This window comes from Bradyrhizobium sp. CCBAU 45389 (assembly GCF_028128625.1).
In the GTDB taxonomy this organism is placed as follows: Bacteria; Pseudomonadota; Alphaproteobacteria; order Rhizobiales; family Xanthobacteraceae; genus Bradyrhizobium; species Bradyrhizobium liaoningense_B.
Genome location: NZ_LBIY01000081.1, coordinates 66,983 through 84,559, shown reverse-complemented (window position 1 = coordinate 84,559; position 17,577 = coordinate 66,983). Strand labels below are relative to the sequence as shown.

At 65.3% G+C, this 17,577-nt stretch carries 16 protein-coding genes; 7 read left to right on the top strand and 9 right to left on the bottom strand.

What is annotated here, in order from left to right; translation table 11 throughout:
* Nucleotides 1–18 precede the first annotated feature (18 nt).
* The 5 genes from XH79_RS12820 to ccmA form a co-directional block, all read right to left on the bottom strand.
* Complete coding sequence (locus XH79_RS12820) at nucleotides 19–612, bottom strand: DsbE family thiol:disulfide interchange protein (RefSeq protein WP_212346419.1); 594 nt, start codon at nucleotides 610–612, stop codon at nucleotides 19–21.
* On the bottom strand, nucleotides 609–794 hold the full coding sequence (ccmD, locus tag XH79_RS12815) for a heme exporter protein CcmD (RefSeq protein WP_212346422.1): 186 nt from the start codon (nucleotides 792–794) through the stop codon (nucleotides 609–611). The genes XH79_RS12820 and ccmD overlap by 4 nt, the downstream gene beginning before the upstream one ends.
* Entirely contained in the window at nucleotides 791–1,576 is a 786-nt protein-coding gene (locus XH79_RS12810) for a heme ABC transporter permease (RefSeq protein WP_271581900.1), read from the bottom strand. Before XH79_RS12810 ends, ccmD begins: the two co-directional genes overlap by 4 nt.
* A gap of 91 nt (nucleotides 1,577–1,667) precedes the next feature.
* Nucleotides 1,668–2,336, bottom strand: a complete 669-nt coding sequence (ccmB, locus tag XH79_RS12805) for a heme exporter protein CcmB (RefSeq protein WP_080139572.1) — start codon at nucleotides 2,334–2,336, stop codon at nucleotides 1,668–1,670.
* A 226-nt stretch (nucleotides 2,337–2,562) separates the two neighbouring features.
* Nucleotides 2,563–3,165, bottom strand: a complete 603-nt coding sequence (ccmA, locus tag XH79_RS12800; RefSeq protein ID WP_271581941.1) for a heme ABC exporter ATP-binding protein CcmA — start codon at nucleotides 3,163–3,165, stop codon at nucleotides 2,563–2,565.
* A 241-nt stretch (nucleotides 3,166–3,406) separates the two neighbouring features.
* On the opposite strand from ccmA, the gene acnA reads away from it, so the two are divergent.
* The 3 genes from acnA to XH79_RS12785 all read left to right on the top strand — a co-directional run bounded on the left by acnA (nucleotide 3,407) and on the right by XH79_RS12785 (nucleotide 8,149).
* Entirely contained in the window at nucleotides 3,407–6,127 is a 2,721-nt protein-coding gene (acnA, locus tag XH79_RS12795) for an aconitate hydratase AcnA (protein ID WP_271581899.1), read from the top strand.
* Nucleotides 6,128–6,375: 248 nt separating this feature from the next.
* Nucleotides 6,376–7,152 (top strand): DUF1223 domain-containing protein, encoded by a 777-nt coding sequence (locus XH79_RS12790; RefSeq protein ID WP_271581898.1) that lies wholly within the window; start codon nucleotides 6,376–6,378, stop codon nucleotides 7,150–7,152.
* 625 nt (nucleotides 7,153–7,777) lie between these two features.
* Nucleotides 7,778–8,149 (top strand): DUF2794 domain-containing protein, encoded by a 372-nt coding sequence (locus XH79_RS12785; RefSeq protein WP_212346430.1) that lies wholly within the window; start codon nucleotides 7,778–7,780, stop codon nucleotides 8,147–8,149.
* A gap of 216 nt (nucleotides 8,150–8,365) precedes the next feature.
* Here the strand turns inward: XH79_RS12785 and XH79_RS12780 are convergent, their stop codons facing one another.
* The 4 genes from XH79_RS12780 to XH79_RS12765 all read right to left on the bottom strand — a co-directional run bounded on the left by XH79_RS12780 (nucleotide 8,366) and on the right by XH79_RS12765 (nucleotide 13,523).
* Nucleotides 8,366–8,896, bottom strand: coding sequence for a GNAT family N-acetyltransferase (locus tag XH79_RS12780; RefSeq protein ID WP_212346433.1), 531 nt, complete (start codon nucleotides 8,894–8,896; stop codon nucleotides 8,366–8,368).
* A gap of 281 nt (nucleotides 8,897–9,177) precedes the next feature.
* Nucleotides 9,178–9,969: a Bax inhibitor-1/YccA family protein gene (locus tag XH79_RS12775; RefSeq protein WP_026312126.1), complete on the bottom strand. Its 792-nt coding sequence runs from the start codon at nucleotides 9,967–9,969 to the stop codon at nucleotides 9,178–9,180.
* A gap of 270 nt (nucleotides 9,970–10,239) precedes the next feature.
* Nucleotides 10,240–12,810 (bottom strand): ABC transporter permease, encoded by a 2,571-nt coding sequence (locus XH79_RS12770; protein ID WP_271581897.1) that lies wholly within the window; start codon nucleotides 12,808–12,810, stop codon nucleotides 10,240–10,242.
* Entirely contained in the window at nucleotides 12,807–13,523 is a 717-nt protein-coding gene (locus tag XH79_RS12765) for an ABC transporter ATP-binding protein (RefSeq protein ID WP_271581896.1), read from the bottom strand. Before XH79_RS12765 ends, XH79_RS12770 begins: the two co-directional genes overlap by 4 nt.
* Before the next feature lie 55 nt (nucleotides 13,524–13,578).
* Here XH79_RS12765 and XH79_RS12760 point away from each other — a divergent pair, with 55 nt between their 5' ends.
* The 4 genes from XH79_RS12760 to mdh all read left to right on the top strand — a co-directional run bounded on the left by XH79_RS12760 (nucleotide 13,579) and on the right by mdh (nucleotide 17,532).
* Entirely contained in the window at nucleotides 13,579–14,214 is a 636-nt protein-coding gene (locus tag XH79_RS12760; RefSeq protein WP_271581940.1) for an arylesterase, read from the top strand.
* Between the two features lie 173 nt (nucleotides 14,215–14,387).
* Nucleotides 14,388–14,924 (top strand): RNA 2',3'-cyclic phosphodiesterase, encoded by a 537-nt coding sequence (thpR, locus tag XH79_RS12755; protein WP_212346444.1) that lies wholly within the window; start codon nucleotides 14,388–14,390, stop codon nucleotides 14,922–14,924.
* A gap of 206 nt (nucleotides 14,925–15,130) precedes the next feature.
* Complete coding sequence (gene zapE / locus XH79_RS12750) at nucleotides 15,131–16,315, top strand: cell division protein ZapE (protein ID WP_212346448.1); 1,185 nt, start codon at nucleotides 15,131–15,133, stop codon at nucleotides 16,313–16,315.
* Between the two features lie 248 nt (nucleotides 16,316–16,563).
* Nucleotides 16,564–17,532, top strand: a complete 969-nt coding sequence (gene mdh / locus XH79_RS12745) for a malate dehydrogenase (RefSeq protein WP_008145224.1) — start codon at nucleotides 16,564–16,566, stop codon at nucleotides 17,530–17,532.
* Nucleotides 17,533–17,577: the final 45 nt, after the last annotated feature.

Genomic DNA, 17,577 nt, shown 5'->3' with positions numbered 1-17,577 from the left:
TGGCACGAGCGCGCGGCGCTAGCTCCCCGCCTTCAACGCCTTCTCCATCTGCGGCAACAACACCTTCTGCAGATTGTCTGGTGTGATCGGGCCGACCAGCTTGTAGACGATCGTGCCCTCGCGCCCGACGACGAACGTCTCCGGCACGCCATAGACGCCCCATTCGATCGAGGCGCGGCCGTTGGCGTCGACGCCGACCCGGCCGAACGGGTTGCCGTAGCGCCCGAGGAAGCGGCGCGCGTTGTCGGCGGCGTCCTTGTAGTTGATGCCGACGAGCTGGAAGCGCTTGTCTTTTGCCAGTTCGGTCAGGAGCGGCGCTTCGTCATGACAAGGCACGCACCAGGATGCCCAGACATTGACCAGGCTGACCTGGCCCTTGAACGCAGCGGGATCGAGCCCCGGCACCGGCGTGCCGTTGTCCTGCAATCCCTCCAGCGGCGGCAGCACGGTTTGCGGCGCCGGTCGTCCGATCAGCGCGGAGGGAATCCGCGAGATATCGCCGCTGCCGAGCCGGAACCAGAACAGCACGGCGAGGCCGATGAAAGCGATCAGCGGCAGCACCATGAGGAAGGTGCGGCGCTGCGGTGGGACGGAGGTCGACTGATGGCTCATGACGCGTCCATCGCGCTGCGGCCCGAGCGGCGGGTGACGCCACTACGGTCGAGCTCGCGCAGGCGCCGGGTTTGGCTGCGATAGTCGAGCACGATCCAGCCGATCAGGATCGCGATCACGAGAGCCGCAGCGGCATAGGACGTTACGATGAAGGAGGCGTAGGGACCGAGCGACATGATCACGCCGCTCCTGTTGATGCGTTTTCCTGATGCGAACCGGTGCCCATTTCGCTCGAAAACGCGACCCGGCTCGCCTGCATCATCTGCAGCGAGCGGACCCGGCGGCGCAGGATCTCGTTGCGCATCGCCGCCAGATGCAGCGTGACGAACAGCAGCGTGAATCCGATCGCCATCAGCAGCAGCGGAATCAGGAAGGATTTGTCGAGCGTCGAGCCGCCCACGCGCATCACCGAGGCCGGCTGGTGCAGCGTGTTCCACCAGTCGACCGAGAACTTGATGATCGGAAGATTGATCGCGCCGACCAGCGTCAGCACCGCCGCGGCGCGCGCCGCGCGCGAGGGATCGTCGACCGCGCGCCACAGCGCCATCAGGCCGAGATACATCAGGAACAGGATCAGCACAGAAGTGAGACGCGCATCCCATTCCCAATAGGTGCCCCACATCGGCCGGCCCCACAGCGAGCCCGTCAGCAGCGCGAGGAAGGTGAAGCTGGCGCCGATCGGGGCTGCGGCTTTCGCCGCGACGTCGGCGAGCGGATGCCGCCACACCAGCGTGCCCAGCGAGGCGATGCTCATCACGCCCCAGACGAACATCGACAGCCAGGCATTGGGCACGTGGATGAACATGATCTTGACGGTCGCGCCCTGCTGGTAGTCGTCGGGCGCGTAGGCGGATTGATAGAGGCCGATGGTGAGCAGGATGACGGTCGCGGCCGCAAGCCACGGCAACACCCGCGCTGTCAGCGCGAGGAACCGCGTGGGGTTGGCGAGGTCGATCAGCGTCATGGTATCCTGATAATCACCGGTTGATGCTCACGCAATCAGCATAAAAGCGCGTCACGAAAGTTGATCGGGGTCAAGGTCAGTCCGATCCCACTCAATCCAGTCCATGCCGCAGGCTCGCCGCCGCCGCGAAGGGGCCGACCACGAGGCTGACCAGCGACAGCGCGCACAGGATCGAGAACGGCGCCCCGAACGTCATGGGACCGACGATTGCGGCCTGCGAGGCGGCAACGCCGAAGATCAGCACCGGAATCGACAGCGGCAGCACCAGCACGGCCATCAACAGCCCGCCCCGATGCAGCGTCACCGCCAGTCCCGCGCCGATCATGCCGGTGAAGGTGAGGGCCGGCGTGCCCGCCAGCAGCGTCAGCGCCACCGCGCCGGTCGCGACCATGTCGAGGTTCAGCAGCAGGCCGAGCACGGGGGTTGCGACAATCAGCGGCAGGCCGGCGGCCAGCCAATGCGCCAGCGCCTTGGCCGCGCAGGCGAGTTCCAGCGGCGTCCGGCTCATCGTGATCAGGTCGAGCGAGCCGTCCTCATGGTCGGCCATGAACAGCCGGTCCAGCGTGAGCAGGCTCGCCAGCAGCGCGCCGAGCCAGAGGATCGCCGGCCCCAGCCGCGACAGCAGCGCCAGGTCCGGCCCGACCGCGAACGGCATCAGGACCACCACGGTCAGGAAGAACAGCACCCCGATCAAGGCCCCGCCGCCGACGCGCAGCGCGATCCTGATGTCCCGGCGGATCAGGGCGGCAAGGGCGGTCATGGGGCGCTCCCATCGTGCCGCAAAGGCGGTGTGCTCCCTCCCCCCTTGCGGGGGAGGGCGGGGGAGAGGGGTAGCCCAGGAAATGGTGCGCGTTGGGTCAGAACAGGACTTGGACCGAACGAGAGAATCCCCGTGTGGCACCCCTCTCCCTGACCCTCCCCCGCAAGGGGGGAGGGAACGGAGAGGCCGGCACCCGGCCGCTTGGAAAGCTGAGGGTCCATGGGAATCACGCCGCACCCCCGATTCGAAGCTCCCGCGAATCGATCCCCAGCGGCGCGTGGGTGGCGGCGATGATCATGCCGCCGCGCGAAAGGTGCTCGCGCATCAGACCGCCGAACATGTCCTGGCCGGCGACGTCGAGCGCCGTGGTCGGCTCGTCCAGCAGCCAGATCCGGCGCCTGATAGTGAGCAGCCGGGCCAGCGAGAGGCGGCGGCGCTGGCCGGCGGACAGGAAGGCGGCGGGCAGATGGGTGGCGTGGTCGAGGCCGACGGCCGTGAGGCTCTCGGCGGCGTCGCCGCGCTCCCCGCCCAGAAAATCAGCCCAGAATGCCAGATTTTCCACCACACTCAGCGCCGGCTTCAGGGCATCGCGATGGCCGAGATAGTGGCACTGCTCGGGCAGCGTCATTTCGGTGTCGCCCCCGTCCAGTACGATCGTCCCGCCGGCCGGAATGAGCAGGCCTGCGATCAGCCGCAGCAGCGAGGTCTTGCCCGATCCGTTGCGACCCGTCACCGCCACCGCCTCGCCGGAGACGGCAGCGAAATCGAGCCCCGAAAACACCTCGCGGCCGCCGCGCACGCAGGCGACCCCGCGTCCGGACAGCTGCATCTTGCCTTGGTCCAATCCGCTCAAAGCCAGGCCTCAGGAAATCTTGGGGTAGCGCATGGGAATTTTTGGCTCAGCAATTGCTGCGGCACGATTGTGGCTGTGGCGGTGCGGTTAGAAAGCTTCTATAAGCCCGGAACTACTTGATGCAGCAACTCAACCTGCCCCTGCAAGCGACCCAGCCTGCTACGCTGACGGTGTTAAAATACCCTGCCGGGTATAACTAACAATTGGGATTTCCTACATGACCTCGCTCGACAGCTTCAAATGCAAAAAGACCCTCAAGGTCGGCGCCAAGACCTATGTCTATTACAGCCTGCCCACGGCCGAGAAGAATGGTCTGAAGGGAATTTCGAAACTCCCCTATTCGATGAAGGTCCTGCTCGAGAACCTCCTGCGCAATGAGGACGGCCGCTCGGTCAAGAAGGAAGACATCGTCGCGGTGTCGAAGTGGCTGCGCAAGAAGTCGCTGGAGCATGAGATCGCCTTCCGCCCGGCCCGCGTGCTGATGCAGGATTTTACGGGCGTTCCGGCCGTGGTCGACCTGGCAGCGATGCGCAACGCCATGCAGAAGCTTGGTGGCGACGCCGAGAAGATCAACCCGCTGGTGCCGGTCGATCTCGTCATCGACCACTCCGTGATCGTGAACTTCTTCGGCGACAACAAGGCCTTCGCCAAGAACGTCACCGAGGAATACAAGCAGAACCAGGAGCGCTACGAGTTCCTGAAGTGGGGCCAGAAGGCGTTCTCGAACTTCTCGGTCGTGCCGCCCGGCACCGGCATCTGCCACCAGGTCAATCTCGAATATCTCTCCCAGACGGTCTGGACCAAGAAGGAGAAGATGACGGTCGGCAAGAAGACCGGCACCTTCGAGGTCGCCTACCCCGACTCGCTGGTCGGCACCGACTCCCACACCACCATGGTCAACGGTCTGGCCGTCCTCGGCTGGGGCGTCGGCGGCATCGAGGCGGAAGCCTGCATGCTCGGCCAGCCGCTGTCGATGCTGCTGCCCAACGTCGTCGGCTTCAAGCTGAAGGGCGCGATGAAGGAAGGCGTCACCGCCACCGACCTCGTGCTGACCGTGACCCAGATGCTGCGCAAGCTCGGCGTGGTCGGCAAGTTCGTCGAGTTCTTCGGCCCCGGCCTCGACAATCTCTCGGTCGCCGACAAGGCCACGATCGCCAACATGGCGCCTGAGTATGGCGCGACCTGCGGCTTCTTCCCCGTCGACGCCGCTGCGATCGACTACCTCAAGACCTCCGGCCGTGCGGCGCCGCGCGTCGCGCTGGTGCAGGCATATGCGAAGGCGCAAGGCCTGTTCCGTACCGCCAAGTCGGCCGATCCGGTGTTCACGGAAACGCTGACCCTCGACCTCGCCGACGTCGTGCCGTCGATGGCCGGCCCGAAGCGTCCCGAAGGCCGCATCGCGCTGCCTTCGGTCGCCGAAGGTTTTTCGCTGGCGCTCGGCACCGAGTACAAGAAGGCCGAGGAGCCGACCAAGCGCTTCACCGTTGAGGGCAAGAACTTCGAGATCGGCCATGGCGACGTCGTGATCGCCGCCATCACCTCCTGCACCAACACCTCGAATCCGAGCGTGCTGATCGGCGCCGGCTTGCTGGCGCGCAACGCCGCCGCGAAGGGCCTCAAGGCCAAGCCGTGGGTGAAGACCTCGCTCGCCCCGGGCAGCCAGGTGGTCGCGGGCTATCTCGCCGACTCCGGTCTGCAGAAGGATCTCGACAAGGTCGGCTTCAACCTGGTCGGCTTCGGCTGCACCACCTGCATCGGCAATTCCGGTCCGCTGCCGGAGGAGATCTCGAAGTCGATCAACGACAACGGCATCGTCGCCGCCGCCGTGCTCTCGGGTAATCGCAACTTCGAAGGCCGCGTCTCGCCGGACGTGCAGGCGAACTATCTGGCCTCGCCGCCGCTGGTCGTCGCCCACGCGCTCGCCGGCAGCGTCACCAAGAACCTCGCCGTCGAGCCGATCGGCGAAGGCAAGGACGGCAAGCCGGTGTACCTCAAGGACATCTGGCCGACGACGAAGGAGATCAACGCCTTCATGAAGAAGTTCGTGACCTCGGCGATCTTCAAGAAGAAGTATGCCGACGTGTTCAAGGGCGACACCAACTGGCGCAAGATCAAGACGGTCGAGAGCGAGACCTATCGCTGGAACATGTCTTCGACCTATGTGCAGAACCCGCCCTATTTCGAAGGCATGAAGAAGGAGCCGGAGCCGGTCACCGACATTGTCGAGGCGCGCATTCTCGCCATGTTCGGCGACAAGATCACCACCGACCACATCTCGCCGGCCGGTTCGATCAAGCTCACCTCGCCCGCGGGCAAGTATCTCAGCGAGCGCCAGGTGCGTCCCGCCGACTTCAACCAGTACGGCACGCGTCGCGGCAACCATGAAGTGATGATGCGCGGCACCTTCGCCAACATCCGCATCAAGAACTTCATGCTGAAGGGCGCCGACGGCAACATTCCGGAAGGCGGTCTCACCAAGCACTGGCCGGACGGCGAGCAGATGTCGATCTACGACGCCGCGATGAAGTACCAGCAGGAGCAGGTGCCGCTGGTCGTGTTCGCCGGCGCCGAATACGGCAACGGCTCCTCGCGCGACTGGGCCGCGAAGGGCACGCGTCTGCTCGGCGTGCGCGCCGTGATCTGCCAGAGCTTCGAGCGCATCCATCGCTCCAACCTGGTCGGCATGGGCGTGCTGCCGCTGACCTTCGAGGAGGGCACCTCGTGGTCGTCGCTCGGCCTCAAGGGCGACGAGAAGGTCACGCTGCGCGGTCTGGTCGGCGATCTCAAGCCGCGCCAGAAGCTGACCGCGGAGATCGTCTCCGGCGACGGCTCGTTGCAGCGCGTTTCGCTGCTCTGCCGCATCGATACGCTGGATGAGCTCGATTACTACCGTAACGGCGGCATTCTGCACTACGTGCTGCGCAAGCTCGCGGCCTAAGCGCGAATTTGTGAACGGTGGCTCACTGCGACGTGAGTAGAAGGTTAAACGAAGGCGGCCTATCACAAGGCCGCCTTCGCGCGTTTGCGGCATGCTTTGGATGGGCCCATCCGGCGGAAAATCGGCTTGGCGAAAATCGGCCTGGCACGGTTTCCTGGATGGTTGAGCAGGCCGCGCCCCGTAAGACTACGGTGACCATCAATCGATAAGATTCCCCCTCCCACGAGCTTTGGTGTGCGGCGTTCGACATGACAACAATGACGGCTTCTCCCCTGATTTCACGTTGGTCCGGTGCCCTCTGGTCGGGAGCACTCGGCATCTGTGCAATCGTCGCCGTCATCCGTCCCGCCCACGCCGATCCCCGCGCCGTTGTCGAATTATTTACCTCGCAGGGCTGCTCGTCCTGTCCGCCCGCCGACAAGATCATCGGCGATCTTTCCAGCGATCCCTCGATCATCGCGCTGAGCATGCCGATCGATTATTGGGACTATCTCGGCTGGAAGGACACGCTGGCGGATTCGCGTTTCTCTGCACGGCAGCGTGCCTATTCGCGCATGCGCGGTGACCGCGAGGTCTACACGCCGCAGGTCGTGGTGAATGGCTCGACGCATGTCATCGGCAGCGATCGCGCCGGCATCGAAAACGCGATCGGCAAGACCGACAAGGGCATCGGCGTGATGAGCGTGCCGGTGACGATGTCGCTCTCGGGCAAGCAGATCAACGTGTCGGTGGCCGCGAGCAAGGAGCCGGCGGTCTCGCACGGCGAGGTCTGGATCTGCTCGATCTCCAAGTCGGTGCCGATCTCGATCGCCAAGGGCGAAAATCGCGGACAGCAGATCACCTATCACAACGTGGTGCGCAACCTGCTCAAGGTCGGCGACTGGACCGGTCGCCCGGAGAGCTGGACCGTGCCGATCGAGAACCTTACGCGCGACGGCGTCGACGGTGCGGTGGTCTACGTCCAGGACGGCAGCCGCGAGAGGCCGGGCCCGATGCTCGGCGCGGCGTACACGTCGCTGCACTGATTCTCCCTAGCGTCGCATTCGCTTTCGCTCCTCACGGTGAGGAGCGCGCCCTCGCGCGCGTCTCGAACCATGCAAGGCCCCGCTGATGCAGCTCGGCCTCGATCCTTCGGGACGCCGCTTCGCGGCTCCTCAGGATGAGGAGGGAAAGTACTCGCGCGGATGAGGGAGAGTTCGTCGAGCCCAGCAACATCCCGACACAAACAAAAAAGGACCAACTCGCGTTGGCCCTCCTTGTCGCGCGTACAGACCCGATCCTGTTCGACCCCGGGGGGCTGGGGGCTGAGGAATCCGGAACCGAAAGGACCGGGTCAACGCACATCGTTCTTTTCGCAATGCAGGGCGGCAGGCGCTGGGCGGAAAAGCGGCGAGACTAAGATTCTTGAGCACGATCCCGTGACGGTTCGTCGCGACGGATTTCCACCCCTGCGTGTGGTCTGGTCCGTACCCGATTCCATCGGTTGAGCCCCCAGACCCTTTAGAGACTCTTTAGGGCACTTTTCCCGGGTTCCATCGAGAGCCCTTGCGGAGGACAGCGGTTGGCGCAATCATGCAACTGTCATGATCCGCGGTTCCGGGGACGGTTTTCGCGGACGCGGTCATGCCGTGCGATGAGGAGGCGCTTCCCATGAGTCTGATGCCGGAGGATGCCGATCCAAGCGGGCAGCGCGCGGCGGCGTATCCCGCCGCTGCGAACGCGCAGGCGAACCGGGTGACCTTCAACCGGCTCGAGCTGCATCGTATTCTCAATCTCTACGGCCGCATGGTGGCCGACGGCGAGTGGCGCGACTACGCCATCGACTTCCTGAAGGACCGGGCGGTGTTCTCGGTGTTTCGCCGCGCCTCGGAAGTGCCGATCTATCGCATCGAGAAGGATCCGCGCCTTGCACGCAAGCAGGGCATGTACAGCGTGATCTCGGCGACGGGTTTGATTCTGCGCCGCGGCCACGAACTCGAGCGCGTGCTGCTGGTGATCGATCGGAAATTGGCGGTGGTGTAGCCAAGCGAACGGTGCCGTAGGGTGGGCAAAGGCGCAACGCGCCGTGCCCACGTCCCTTCTCCATCGCCGCAGATGGTGGGCACGCTCCGCTTTGCCCACCCTACGACACCGGTGATGTGGCGAAGTCTTCGTAGCCCGGATGAGCGAAGCGACATCCGGGTCTTTGCTTATGATGTTCCCGGGTATCGCTACGCTCACCCGGGCTACGGGACTGCGCTATTTTGTCGGCACCGTGCGCGCGCCCTCGCCGAGGTCGCGCTGCATCATCACCGTATCCAGCCAGCGGCCGAATTTCAGCCCGACATTGGGATGCGTGCCGATCATCTTGAAGCCGCCCTTGGTGTGCACGCCGATCGAGCCGGCATTGGCGGAATCGCCGATCACCGCGATCATCTGGCGAAAACCGCGCGCCTCGCATTCGGTGATCAGCCGCTCCAGCAGCAATGAGCCGAGGCCGCGGCGGTGGAAGGACGGGTCGAGATAGATCGAGTTCTCCACCGTGAAGCGGTAGGCCGGCCGCGGCCGGTAGGCGCCGGCATAGGCATAGCCAGCCACGCGCCCGTCGAGGATCGCGACGAAATAGGGATAGCCGCCGTCGACCAGCGCGCGGTAGCGGCGCGTCATCTCAGTGAGGTCGGGCGGATCCAACTCGAACGTCGCCGTGCCCTCGCGGACGGCCTGCTGGTAGATGGCGGTGATTGCGGGAAGGTCGGCCTCGGTCGTGGGCCTGATTTCAGGTGCGGACATAAGGGCAAGATTAGAGCCTTCCCGCGGGCGCTGGAAGGGGCCTGGGCGCATCCCACATCCTCCGTCATTGCGAGCTTAGCCACCACTTTCTCCGCCGTCATTCCCCGCGAAGGCGGGGAATCCAGTACCCGCGGCCTCTCGGTTAATCACGACTGCCTCTGGAATACTGGATCGCCCGCCTGCGCGGGCGATGACACCGCGTATGTGGCTGCCACCGCGGCCCCAAACAAAAACCCCGGCCTCCCGGCCGGGGTTCGTGTCCGTTCTCTCGGGCCTGTCGCTTAATCGCGCTGGCCGAGGAGCTGCAGGAGCAGCGTGAACAGGTTGATGAAGTTCAGGTACAGCGACAGCGCGCCGGTGATGGCCGCACGCTCTGCGATGTCACCGCCGGCCGAAGCGTAGCCGTAGATGTAGTCGTTCTTCAGCCGCTGCGTATCCCAGGCGGTGAGGCCCGCGAACACCAGCACGCCGACCACCGACACGATGAACTGCAGCATCGAGCTCGCCAGGAACAGGTTCACCAGGCTCGCGATGATGATGCCGATCAGGCCCATGAACAGGAACGAGCCCATGCCGGTCAGGTCACGCTTGGTGGTGTAGCCGTAGAGGCTGAGCGCACCGAAGGTCGCCGCGGTGATGAAGAACACCCGCACGATCGAGGTGTGGGTGAACACCAGGAAGATCGACGACAGCGAGATGCCCATCAGCGCCGAGAACACCCAGAATAGGATCTGGGCGGTCGAGGGGGCGAGACGGTTGATGCCCGCCGAGATCACGAACACCATCGCAAGCGGCGCGAGCATGAACAGCCACTTCAGGGGGCTGACGAACATCGCGTAGCCGAACGGCGTCAGGAACAGCTTGCCGACACGGACGGCGTCCGCGGTCGGAACGTCGGTCACGGCGGCCATGTAGACGCCGAGCGCGGCAAGGCCCGTGATGGCGAGGCCAATGCTCATGTAATTGTAGATGCGCAGCATGTAAGCGCGCAGGCCGGCATCGACCGTCGCGGCGTCAACACGCCCGGCGGCCCTGCCGAAAGGAGAAGCGTAGTTACGGTCTAGGTCCGACATGGTCGAATTCCCGCTGGTTGGCCGGTCCGGCACGAGGGTCGCCATGCCGCCGGTTCGTCAAACTCTATCTCGGATACCGCTGCCTGCCGACTAAATTTTGGCTAACAATCGGGGCTCCGAACCCATTCGATATGTGGGAAACTAACACATTCGCTGCAACCGTCCACGCGCGGCTGAATGTCGCCCTTGGCTACAATCCAGACGGGCGGAGCGTGGTTAATCGCAGGAATCGTGCGATTTCGCTACCGCACGGCTGCCCGCTACCATTTGTCACAAATTCCGCAACACCGTGGCGGGCTTTTTGTTCAACGCCAGCAGCGTGCCGGCGAGCCCGAGCCCAACCGTGACGATCAGGGCGGCCGCCACCACGCCGGCCGCGCTGCCGGCCTGCCAGACGAAGCTGAGCGTCATCAGCCGCGTCACGATCATCCAGGCCGCGATGCTGCCGGCGATCACGCCGAACACGGCGGTGGCGAGCCCGATCAGGAGGTATTCGAGCGCATAGGCGCCGAGCAGCCGCAGGCGCGTCGCGCCCAGGGTCTTCAGGATTACCGCATCGTAGACACGGTGACGGTGGCCGGCGGCAAGCGCCCCGCCCAGCACCAGGATCGCCGAGATCAGGGTTACGGCGCTGGCGCCGCGGATCGCCAGCGCCAGATTGGTCACGACCGAGCCGACCGTCTCCATCACCTCGCGCACGCGCACGCTCGTCACCATGGGATAGGCGTCGGCCACCTGCTTGATGATCTTGCCGTCGCCCGCGGCATCGCCGCCGGTCTCCGTCAGCGTCGCGATATGGGTGTGGGGCGCGCCCTTGAAGGCGTTGGGCGAGAACACCAGGACGAAATTGATGCCCATGCCCTGCCAGTCGATGTTGCGCAGGTTGCTGATCTTCGCCGGGATGTCGCGGCCGAGCACGTTGACCACGACCTCGTCGCCGAGCTTGAGGCCGAGCCCGTCGGCGATCTTCTTCTCCATCGAGACCAGCGGCGGGCCGGAATAATCGGCGCTCCACCACTCGCCCTCGACCACCTTGGAGCCCTTCGGCAGCTCGGCTGTGTAGGTCAGGCCGCGGTCGCTCTGCAGCACCCATTCGGAATCCGTGGTCGGCTTGAGCTCCTCGGCGCGCACCCCGCGCGCGGCGACGATACGCCCGCGCAGCATCGGCACGTCCTCGACCTTCGCGCCCGGCGCGATCTGGCGCAGATAGAAGTCGAACTGCTCGGCCTGCGTGCTCGGGATGTCGATGAAGAAGAACGACGGTGCGCGGTCGGGCAGGGCCGCGAGGAACTGCCGGCGCAGATTGCCGTCGATCTGGGTGATGGTGACGAGCACGGCGAGCCCGAGACCGAGCGACAGCACCACCGAGGGCGTCAACGCGCCCGGCCGGTGGATGTTGGCGATCGCCAGCCGCAGCATCGGCTGCCGCGTCCGCGGCAGCCGCCGCGCGATTGTCATCAGCAGCGCGGCGATGCCGCGCAGCAACGCGAACACCACGACGGAGGAGGCCACGAACACCGCGGCAATGCGCTTGTCGAACGACAGGCCGATCACGACTGCGATGAGCAGGACGATCACGACGCCCATGAACACGAGATAGCTCGCCCGCGGCCGGTGCCATTCGGAGCTGATGGTGTCACGGAACAGCGCCGCCACCGGCACGTCATGCACGCGCCCGAGCGGCCACAGGCCGAAGGCGAGCGCGGTGAGGAGGCCATAGACGAAGGACAGCGCGAGCTCGTCGGCATGCACGGCCGGCACCACTGGCAGCGGCAGCAGCTTGCCGAACAGCCCGACGATGGCGAAGGGCATGGCGGCGCCGAGCGCAAGGCCGATCACGGACCCGATCGCCGCCAGCAGGATGACTTGCGCCAGGTAGATGCCGAACACGTCCCGCCCGGTGGCGCCGACGGCCTTGAAGGCCGCGATCACCTCGAGCTTGCGGTCGATATGGCTCTTGACAGCGTTGGCGACGCCGACGCCGCCGACCAGCAGCGCGGCGAGGCCGACCAGCGTCAAAAACTGCGTGAAGCGGCTGATGTTGCGCTCCAGCTGCGGCGAGGCATTGGAGCGGCTGCGGACTTCCCAGCCGGCCTGCGGCGCGGCGCTCCGCGCATCCGCGATGAAGGCCTCGGTGGCGCGCTCGTTGTTGGCGGCATCAGGCAGCTTCACCCGGTAGACCCAGCGCACCAGGCTGCCGGGCTGGATCAGCCCGGTGGCGCGCAGGCCCGCCTCGCTGATCAAAAAGCGCGGACCGAAGCCGATGCCGCCGGCCAGCTTGTCCGGCTCGGCCTCGACGGTCGAGCGGATCTGGAAGGTTGCGGAGCCGATGGTGACGCGGTCGCCGGTCTTCAGCGAGAGCCGCGCCAGCAGGGTCGGATCGGCGGCGGCACCGAACGCGCCGTCGCGCTCGGCGACGAGATCGGACATCGCCAGCTGCGGTGCCAGTGTCAGCTGTCCCAGCATTGGATAGGTGCTGTCGACCGCCTTCATCTCGACCAGCGCGAGCTTGCCCTCGGCCGAGCGCGCCATGCCGCGCAAGGTCGCCGCGGTCGAGACGGTGCCGCGCGAACGCAGGAAGGCGACCTCTTCGGGCTTGGCCTCGCGCTGGAACAGCACGAAGGAGACGTCGCCGCCGAGCAGCGTGCGCCCCTCGCGGGCGAGCCCGTCGGAGAGGCTCGCCGAGACCGAGCCGACGCCGGCGATCGCCATCACGCCGAGCGCGATGCAGGCGATGAAGACGTAGAAGCCGCGCAGGCCGCCGCGCAATTCGCGCAGCGCGTAGCGCAGCGACAGTGCCACGGCGTTCGGCTTAGTGAACGGTTCGACAGCGGCGCTCATGCCGGCGCAGACTGCGTGTCGATGCGCCCCGAGCGCAGACGGATGACGCGATCGCAGCGATGCGCCAGCGAGGAATCGTGCGTCACCAGCACCAAGGTCATGCCGCGCTCGGCATGCTTGGTGAAGAGCAGGTCGACGATCTGCTTTCCGGTGGCCTCGTCGAGATTGCCGGTCGGCTCGTCCGCGACCAGGATGGCGGGGTCGGGCGCCAGCGCGCGCGCCAGCGCCACGCGCTGCTGCTCGCCGCCGGAGAGCTGCGTCGGGTAGTGATGCAGGCGATCGCCGAGGCCGACCGATTGCAGCTCCTGCGCCGCGCGCTTGGCGGCGTCGGGATTGCCGGCGAGCTCGAGCGGCACGGCGACGTTCTCGAGCGCCGTCATGGTCGGGATCAGATGAAAGGACTGGAAGACGATGCCGACCTGGCGGCCGCGGAAGCGGGCCAGCGCATCCTCGTCGAGGGCATTGAAAGGCGTGCCGCTCACCACCACCTCTCCGCTATCAGGACGCTCCAGCCCCGCCATCACCATCAGCAGCGTGGATTTGCCCGAGCCTGACGGGCCGATCAGGCCGATCGTCTCGCCCGAGGCGACGCGCAGGCTGATGTCCTTGAGGATGTGAACGCGTGCCGCGCCCGTGCCCAATGAGAGATTGACGTTGGAGATGGCGATGGTGTCCATCGCGGTCGTGGCGAGCGAAGAGGAATAGGTGTCCATGGTCCGGTCATATGGCAACTCCGATAGCGCGGTCGAGAGGCGTTACGGATTGTTCATGCACATAGCCGTGTTGATGTTCGCCTTGATGACGGTCGCGAACCCGGCCTGGGCCGAGGCGACAAAACCGATCAAGCTTGTGGTTCTCGGCGATTCCTTGAGCGCCGGTCTCGGCCTCCCGGCCCAGGAGGCGTTCCCTCAAAAACTCCAAAAAGCCTTGCAGGCCAAAGGCATAGCGGTTGACATGACCAATGCCGGGGTGTCCGGCGACACTACCTCCGGCGGGCGCGACCGGCTCGACTGGTCCGTGCCCGATGGAACCGATGGCGTCATCGTCGAGCTCGGCGCCAACGACGCGCTACGCGGGATCGATCCCGCCCTGACGCGCACGGCGCTGACCGACATCGTGCAGCGGCTCAAGGCGCGGAAGATTCCAGTGATGCTGTGCGGTATGCTGGCGCCGCCGAACTACGGCGCCGAATACGCGGCGCGCTTCAATTCGATTTATCCGGATCTGGCGAAACAATTCGACGTGCCGCTCTATCCGTTCTTCCTCGAGGGCGTTGCTGCCGACGCCAAGCTCAACCAGGCCGACGGCATCCATCCGACCGCGGCGGGCGTCGACATCATCGTCGGCAACATCATGCCCATGGTGGAGGCATTCCTTGGCACGATAACCGAGCAACGGCGTTGAAAAGCAGGCAACGCTAACCCTAATTCCCAGGGTTTTCACGGGGTGGGCCGCGCGATGCTTCGCAGAGTCACACAACTGCGATAGGAATCAGGGTACCGGTGATTCGTCGCCGGCTCTAATTTGGATATGGTTCTCGGTCGAGGGCCGTACCCAAGCATCGGGAGTGCGAAACGATGCCGCGTCTGTTCACTGGTCTGGAAATCCCGGCCGACATCGGCCAGTCGCTTTCCAACTTGCGGGGCGGCCTTCCCGGCGCCCGATGGATCGATCCCGAAAATTATCACGTCACCCTGCGCTTCATCGGCGATATCGACGGCGTCTCCGCCAACGAGATTGCTTCGATGCTGTTTCGCGTCGACCGCAAGCCGTTCGAGGTGAAGGTGCAGGGCCTCACCAGCTTCGGCGGCCGCAAGCCGCGCGCGGTGGTCGCCACGATCGCGCCGAGCAAGCCGCTGATGGAATTGCAGGCCGAGCTCGAACGCATGATGCAGCGGATCGGTCTTGATCCGGAGGGACGCAAGTTCACCCCGCACGTCACGCTGGCACGCTTGCACGACGCTTCCGACCGCGACGTCGCCGACTATCTCTCGATCCGCGGCTACTTCCCGAGCAAGGCGTTCATGGCGGAACGTTTTGTCTTGTTCTCGTCGCGGGCATCGACGGGCGGCGGCCCGTACATCGTCGAGGACGCCTACGAGCTGTGTGAATGATCCGCTTTCGTGCCCCGGACGCAGTGCGCCACGAAGTGGTGCACTGCTGAGCCGGGGCTGATCGCTCCACGGCAATGAACGAAACAGTGCGTCCCGGCTCTGCGTAGCAGCGTTGCACGCCGCACCGCGTCCGGGGCACGGAACGCATAGCGCCCCGCACCAATTCACGGCTTGCAATTTCCGCCCATCTCTGGCGGTAAGGGGCCATGCTCTCCACCCAAAATTCCTCATTCCACGAGGCATACCAGGCCGAGATCGCATCGGGCGCGATCGAGCCGGATGCCGCGCAGGCCGAGGTCGCCGAGGCCTATGCGGCGCTCGACCAGCGGCTCGCAAGTTACAAGCCCGCGCGCAAGCAGGGCCTGCTCAGCCGCCTGTTCAGCAGCGACAAGGACGATGCGCCGCACGGGCTCTACATCCATGGCGAGGTCGGCCGCGGCAAGACAATGCTGATGGATCTGTTCTTCCAGCACTCCTCGGTCGAGCACAAGCGCCGCGCGCATTTCCATGAATTCATGGCGGATGTGCATGAGCGCATCTACGATTATCGCCAGAGCATCGCACGCGGTGAGATCGCCGACGGCGACGTCATCGTGCTGACGGCGACTGCGATCTTCGAGGAGAGCTGGCTGCTCTGCTTCGACGAATTCCACGTCACCGACATCGCGGATGCGATGATCCTGGGACGCCTGTTCGCAAAGCTGTTCGAGCTCGGCACCGTCGTGGTCGCGACCTCCAACGTCGCGCCCGACGATCTCTACAAGGGCGGCCTCAATCGCTCGCTGTTCCTGCCTTTCATCAAGCAGATCACCGACCACATGGACGTCGCGCGGCTCGATGCGCGCACCGACTTCCGGCTGGAGAAGCTGCAGGGCGTGCCGATGTGGCTGACGCCGGCCGACGGCGATGCGGATGCCGCGCTCGACCGCGCCTGGTCGAAGATGTCGGGCGGCGCCAAATGCAGGTCGCGCGACATTTCGATCAAGGGCCGCATCCTGCACGTGCCGTGCTCGGCCCATGGCGTGGCGCGATTCTCCTTCGCCGATCTCTGCGAGAAGCCGCTCGGCGCATCCGACTATCTCAGGCTGGCGCACGACTATCACACCATCCTGGTCGACCATATTCCAGTGATGGATTTCTCCCAGCGCAACGCCGCCAAGCGCTTCATCACGCTGATCGACACGCTCTATGACAATGCCGTGAAGCTGATGGCCTCGGCGGACGCCAACCCGATCTCGCTCTACCTCGCCACCGAGGGCACCGAAGCCATGGAGTTCAAGCGGACGGCCTCGCGCCTGATCGAAATGAGCTCGGAATCCTATCTGGCGCTGCCTCACGGCCGCAAGGATTCCACCGCCAGCGGCTCCACCAAGGGCCTGGTGGAGACTTAAGTCCTATTCCCGTCGAAGGTACCGCTGTCATTCCGGGGCGCCCGCGCAAAATGCGGGCGAACCCGGAAGCCCGAGATTATCGCGCGAGATTCCGGGTTCGCGCTTCGCGCGCCCCGGAATGACAGGGCTGCGTGCCCGAGGCATCGGCAAGCCCGACAAATGGGCATCCGCCGACTTGAACGCGGGAAGCGAAAGGGATAACCACCCATCAGTTTTCCCTCCTTCGGATGTCTAAAGGACAGGTTCACATGGCGCGCGACAAGATTGCTTTGATTGGCTCCGGTCAAATCGGCGGAACGCTGGCTCACCTCATCGGCCTGAAAGAACTGGGCGACGTCGTGATGTTCGACATCGCCGAGGGCGTGCCGCAGGGCAAGGCGCTCGACATCGCGCAGTCCTCGCCGGTCGACGGCTTCGACGCCCACTACACCGGCGCGAACTCCTACGAAGCGCTCGACAACGCCAAGGTCTGCATCGTCACCGCCGGCGTGCCGCGCAAGCCCGGCATGAGCCGCGACGACCTCCTCTCCATCAACCTCAAGGTCATGGAGCAGGTCGGTGCCGGCATCAAGAAGTACGCCCCCGACGCCTTCGTCATCTGCATCACCAACCCGCTCGATGCGATGGTCTGGGCGCTGCAGAAGGCTTCGGGCCTGCCGCACAAGAAGGTCGTCGGCATGGCCGGCGTGCTCGACTCCGCGCGCTTCCGCTACTTCCTGGCCGACGAATTCAACGTCTCGGTCGAGGACGTCACCGCCTTCGTGCTCGGCGGTCACGGCGACACCATGGTGCCGCTGGTGAAGTACTCCACCGTCGCCGGCATCCCGCTGCCCGACCTCGTCAAGATGGGCTGGACCTCGCAGGCGCGCCTCGACGAGATCGTCGACCGCACCCGCAACGGCGGCGCCGAGATCGTCAATCTGCTCAAGACCGGCTCGGCCTTCTACGCCCCGGCCGCTTCCGCGATCGCGATGGCCGAGAGCTATCTGCGTGACAAGAAGCGCGTGCTGCCCTCGGCCGCGTACCTGAACGGCGAATACGGCGTGAAGGACATGTATGTCGGCGTGCCCGTCGTGATCGGCTCCAAGGGCGTCGAGCGCGTCGTCGAGATCGAACTCGCCGGCAAGGACCGCGAAGCCTTCGACAAGTCGGTCGGCGCCGTGCAGGGCCTGGTCGATGCCTGCAAGAAGATCGCCCCCGATCTTCTCGGCCGCTAAGGCTCAGACAATACCCCGCCGAAGATCGAAAAACCGGTCTTCGGC

Coding starts and splice junctions, on each gene's coding strand:
- XH79_RS12810 (WP_271581900.1), bottom strand. CDS start 1,576: ATGACGCTGATCGACCTCGCCAACCCCACGCGGTTCCTCGCGCTGACA.
- XH79_RS12770 (WP_271581897.1), bottom strand. CDS start 12,810: ATGAGCGCCGCTGTCGAACCGTTCACTAAGCCGAACGCCGTGGCACTG.
- ccmA (WP_271581941.1), bottom strand. CDS start 3,165: ATGCAGCTGTCCGGACGCGGGGTCGCCTGCGTGCGCGGCGGCCGCGAG.
- XH79_RS12820 (WP_212346419.1), bottom strand. CDS start 612: ATGAGCCATCAGTCGACCTCCGTCCCACCGCAGCGCCGCACCTTCCTC.
- thpR (WP_212346444.1), top strand. CDS start 14,388: ATGCCGCGTCTGTTCACTGGTCTGGAAATCCCGGCCGACATCGGCCAG.
- zapE (WP_212346448.1), top strand. CDS start 15,131: ATGCTCTCCACCCAAAATTCCTCATTCCACGAGGCATACCAGGCCGAG.
- mdh (WP_008145224.1), top strand. CDS start 16,564: ATGGCGCGCGACAAGATTGCTTTGATTGGCTCCGGTCAAATCGGCGGA.
- ccmB (WP_080139572.1), bottom strand. CDS start 2,336: ATGACCGCCCTTGCCGCCCTGATCCGCCGGGACATCAGGATCGCGCTG.
- XH79_RS12780 (WP_212346433.1), bottom strand. CDS start 8,896: ATGTCCGCACCTGAAATCAGGCCCACGACCGAGGCCGACCTTCCCGCA.
- XH79_RS12790 (WP_271581898.1), top strand. CDS start 6,376: ATGACAACAATGACGGCTTCTCCCCTGATTTCACGTTGGTCCGGTGCC.
- acnA (WP_271581899.1), top strand. CDS start 3,407: ATGACCTCGCTCGACAGCTTCAAATGCAAAAAGACCCTCAAGGTCGGC.
- XH79_RS12775 (WP_026312126.1), bottom strand. CDS start 9,969: ATGTCGGACCTAGACCGTAACTACGCTTCTCCTTTCGGCAGGGCCGCC.
- XH79_RS12760 (WP_271581940.1), top strand. CDS start 13,579: ATGCACATAGCCGTGTTGATGTTCGCCTTGATGACGGTCGCGAACCCG.
- XH79_RS12765 (WP_271581896.1), bottom strand. CDS start 13,523: ATGGACACCTATTCCTCTTCGCTCGCCACGACCGCGATGGACACCATC.
- XH79_RS12785 (WP_212346430.1), top strand. CDS start 7,778: ATGAGTCTGATGCCGGAGGATGCCGATCCAAGCGGGCAGCGCGCGGCG.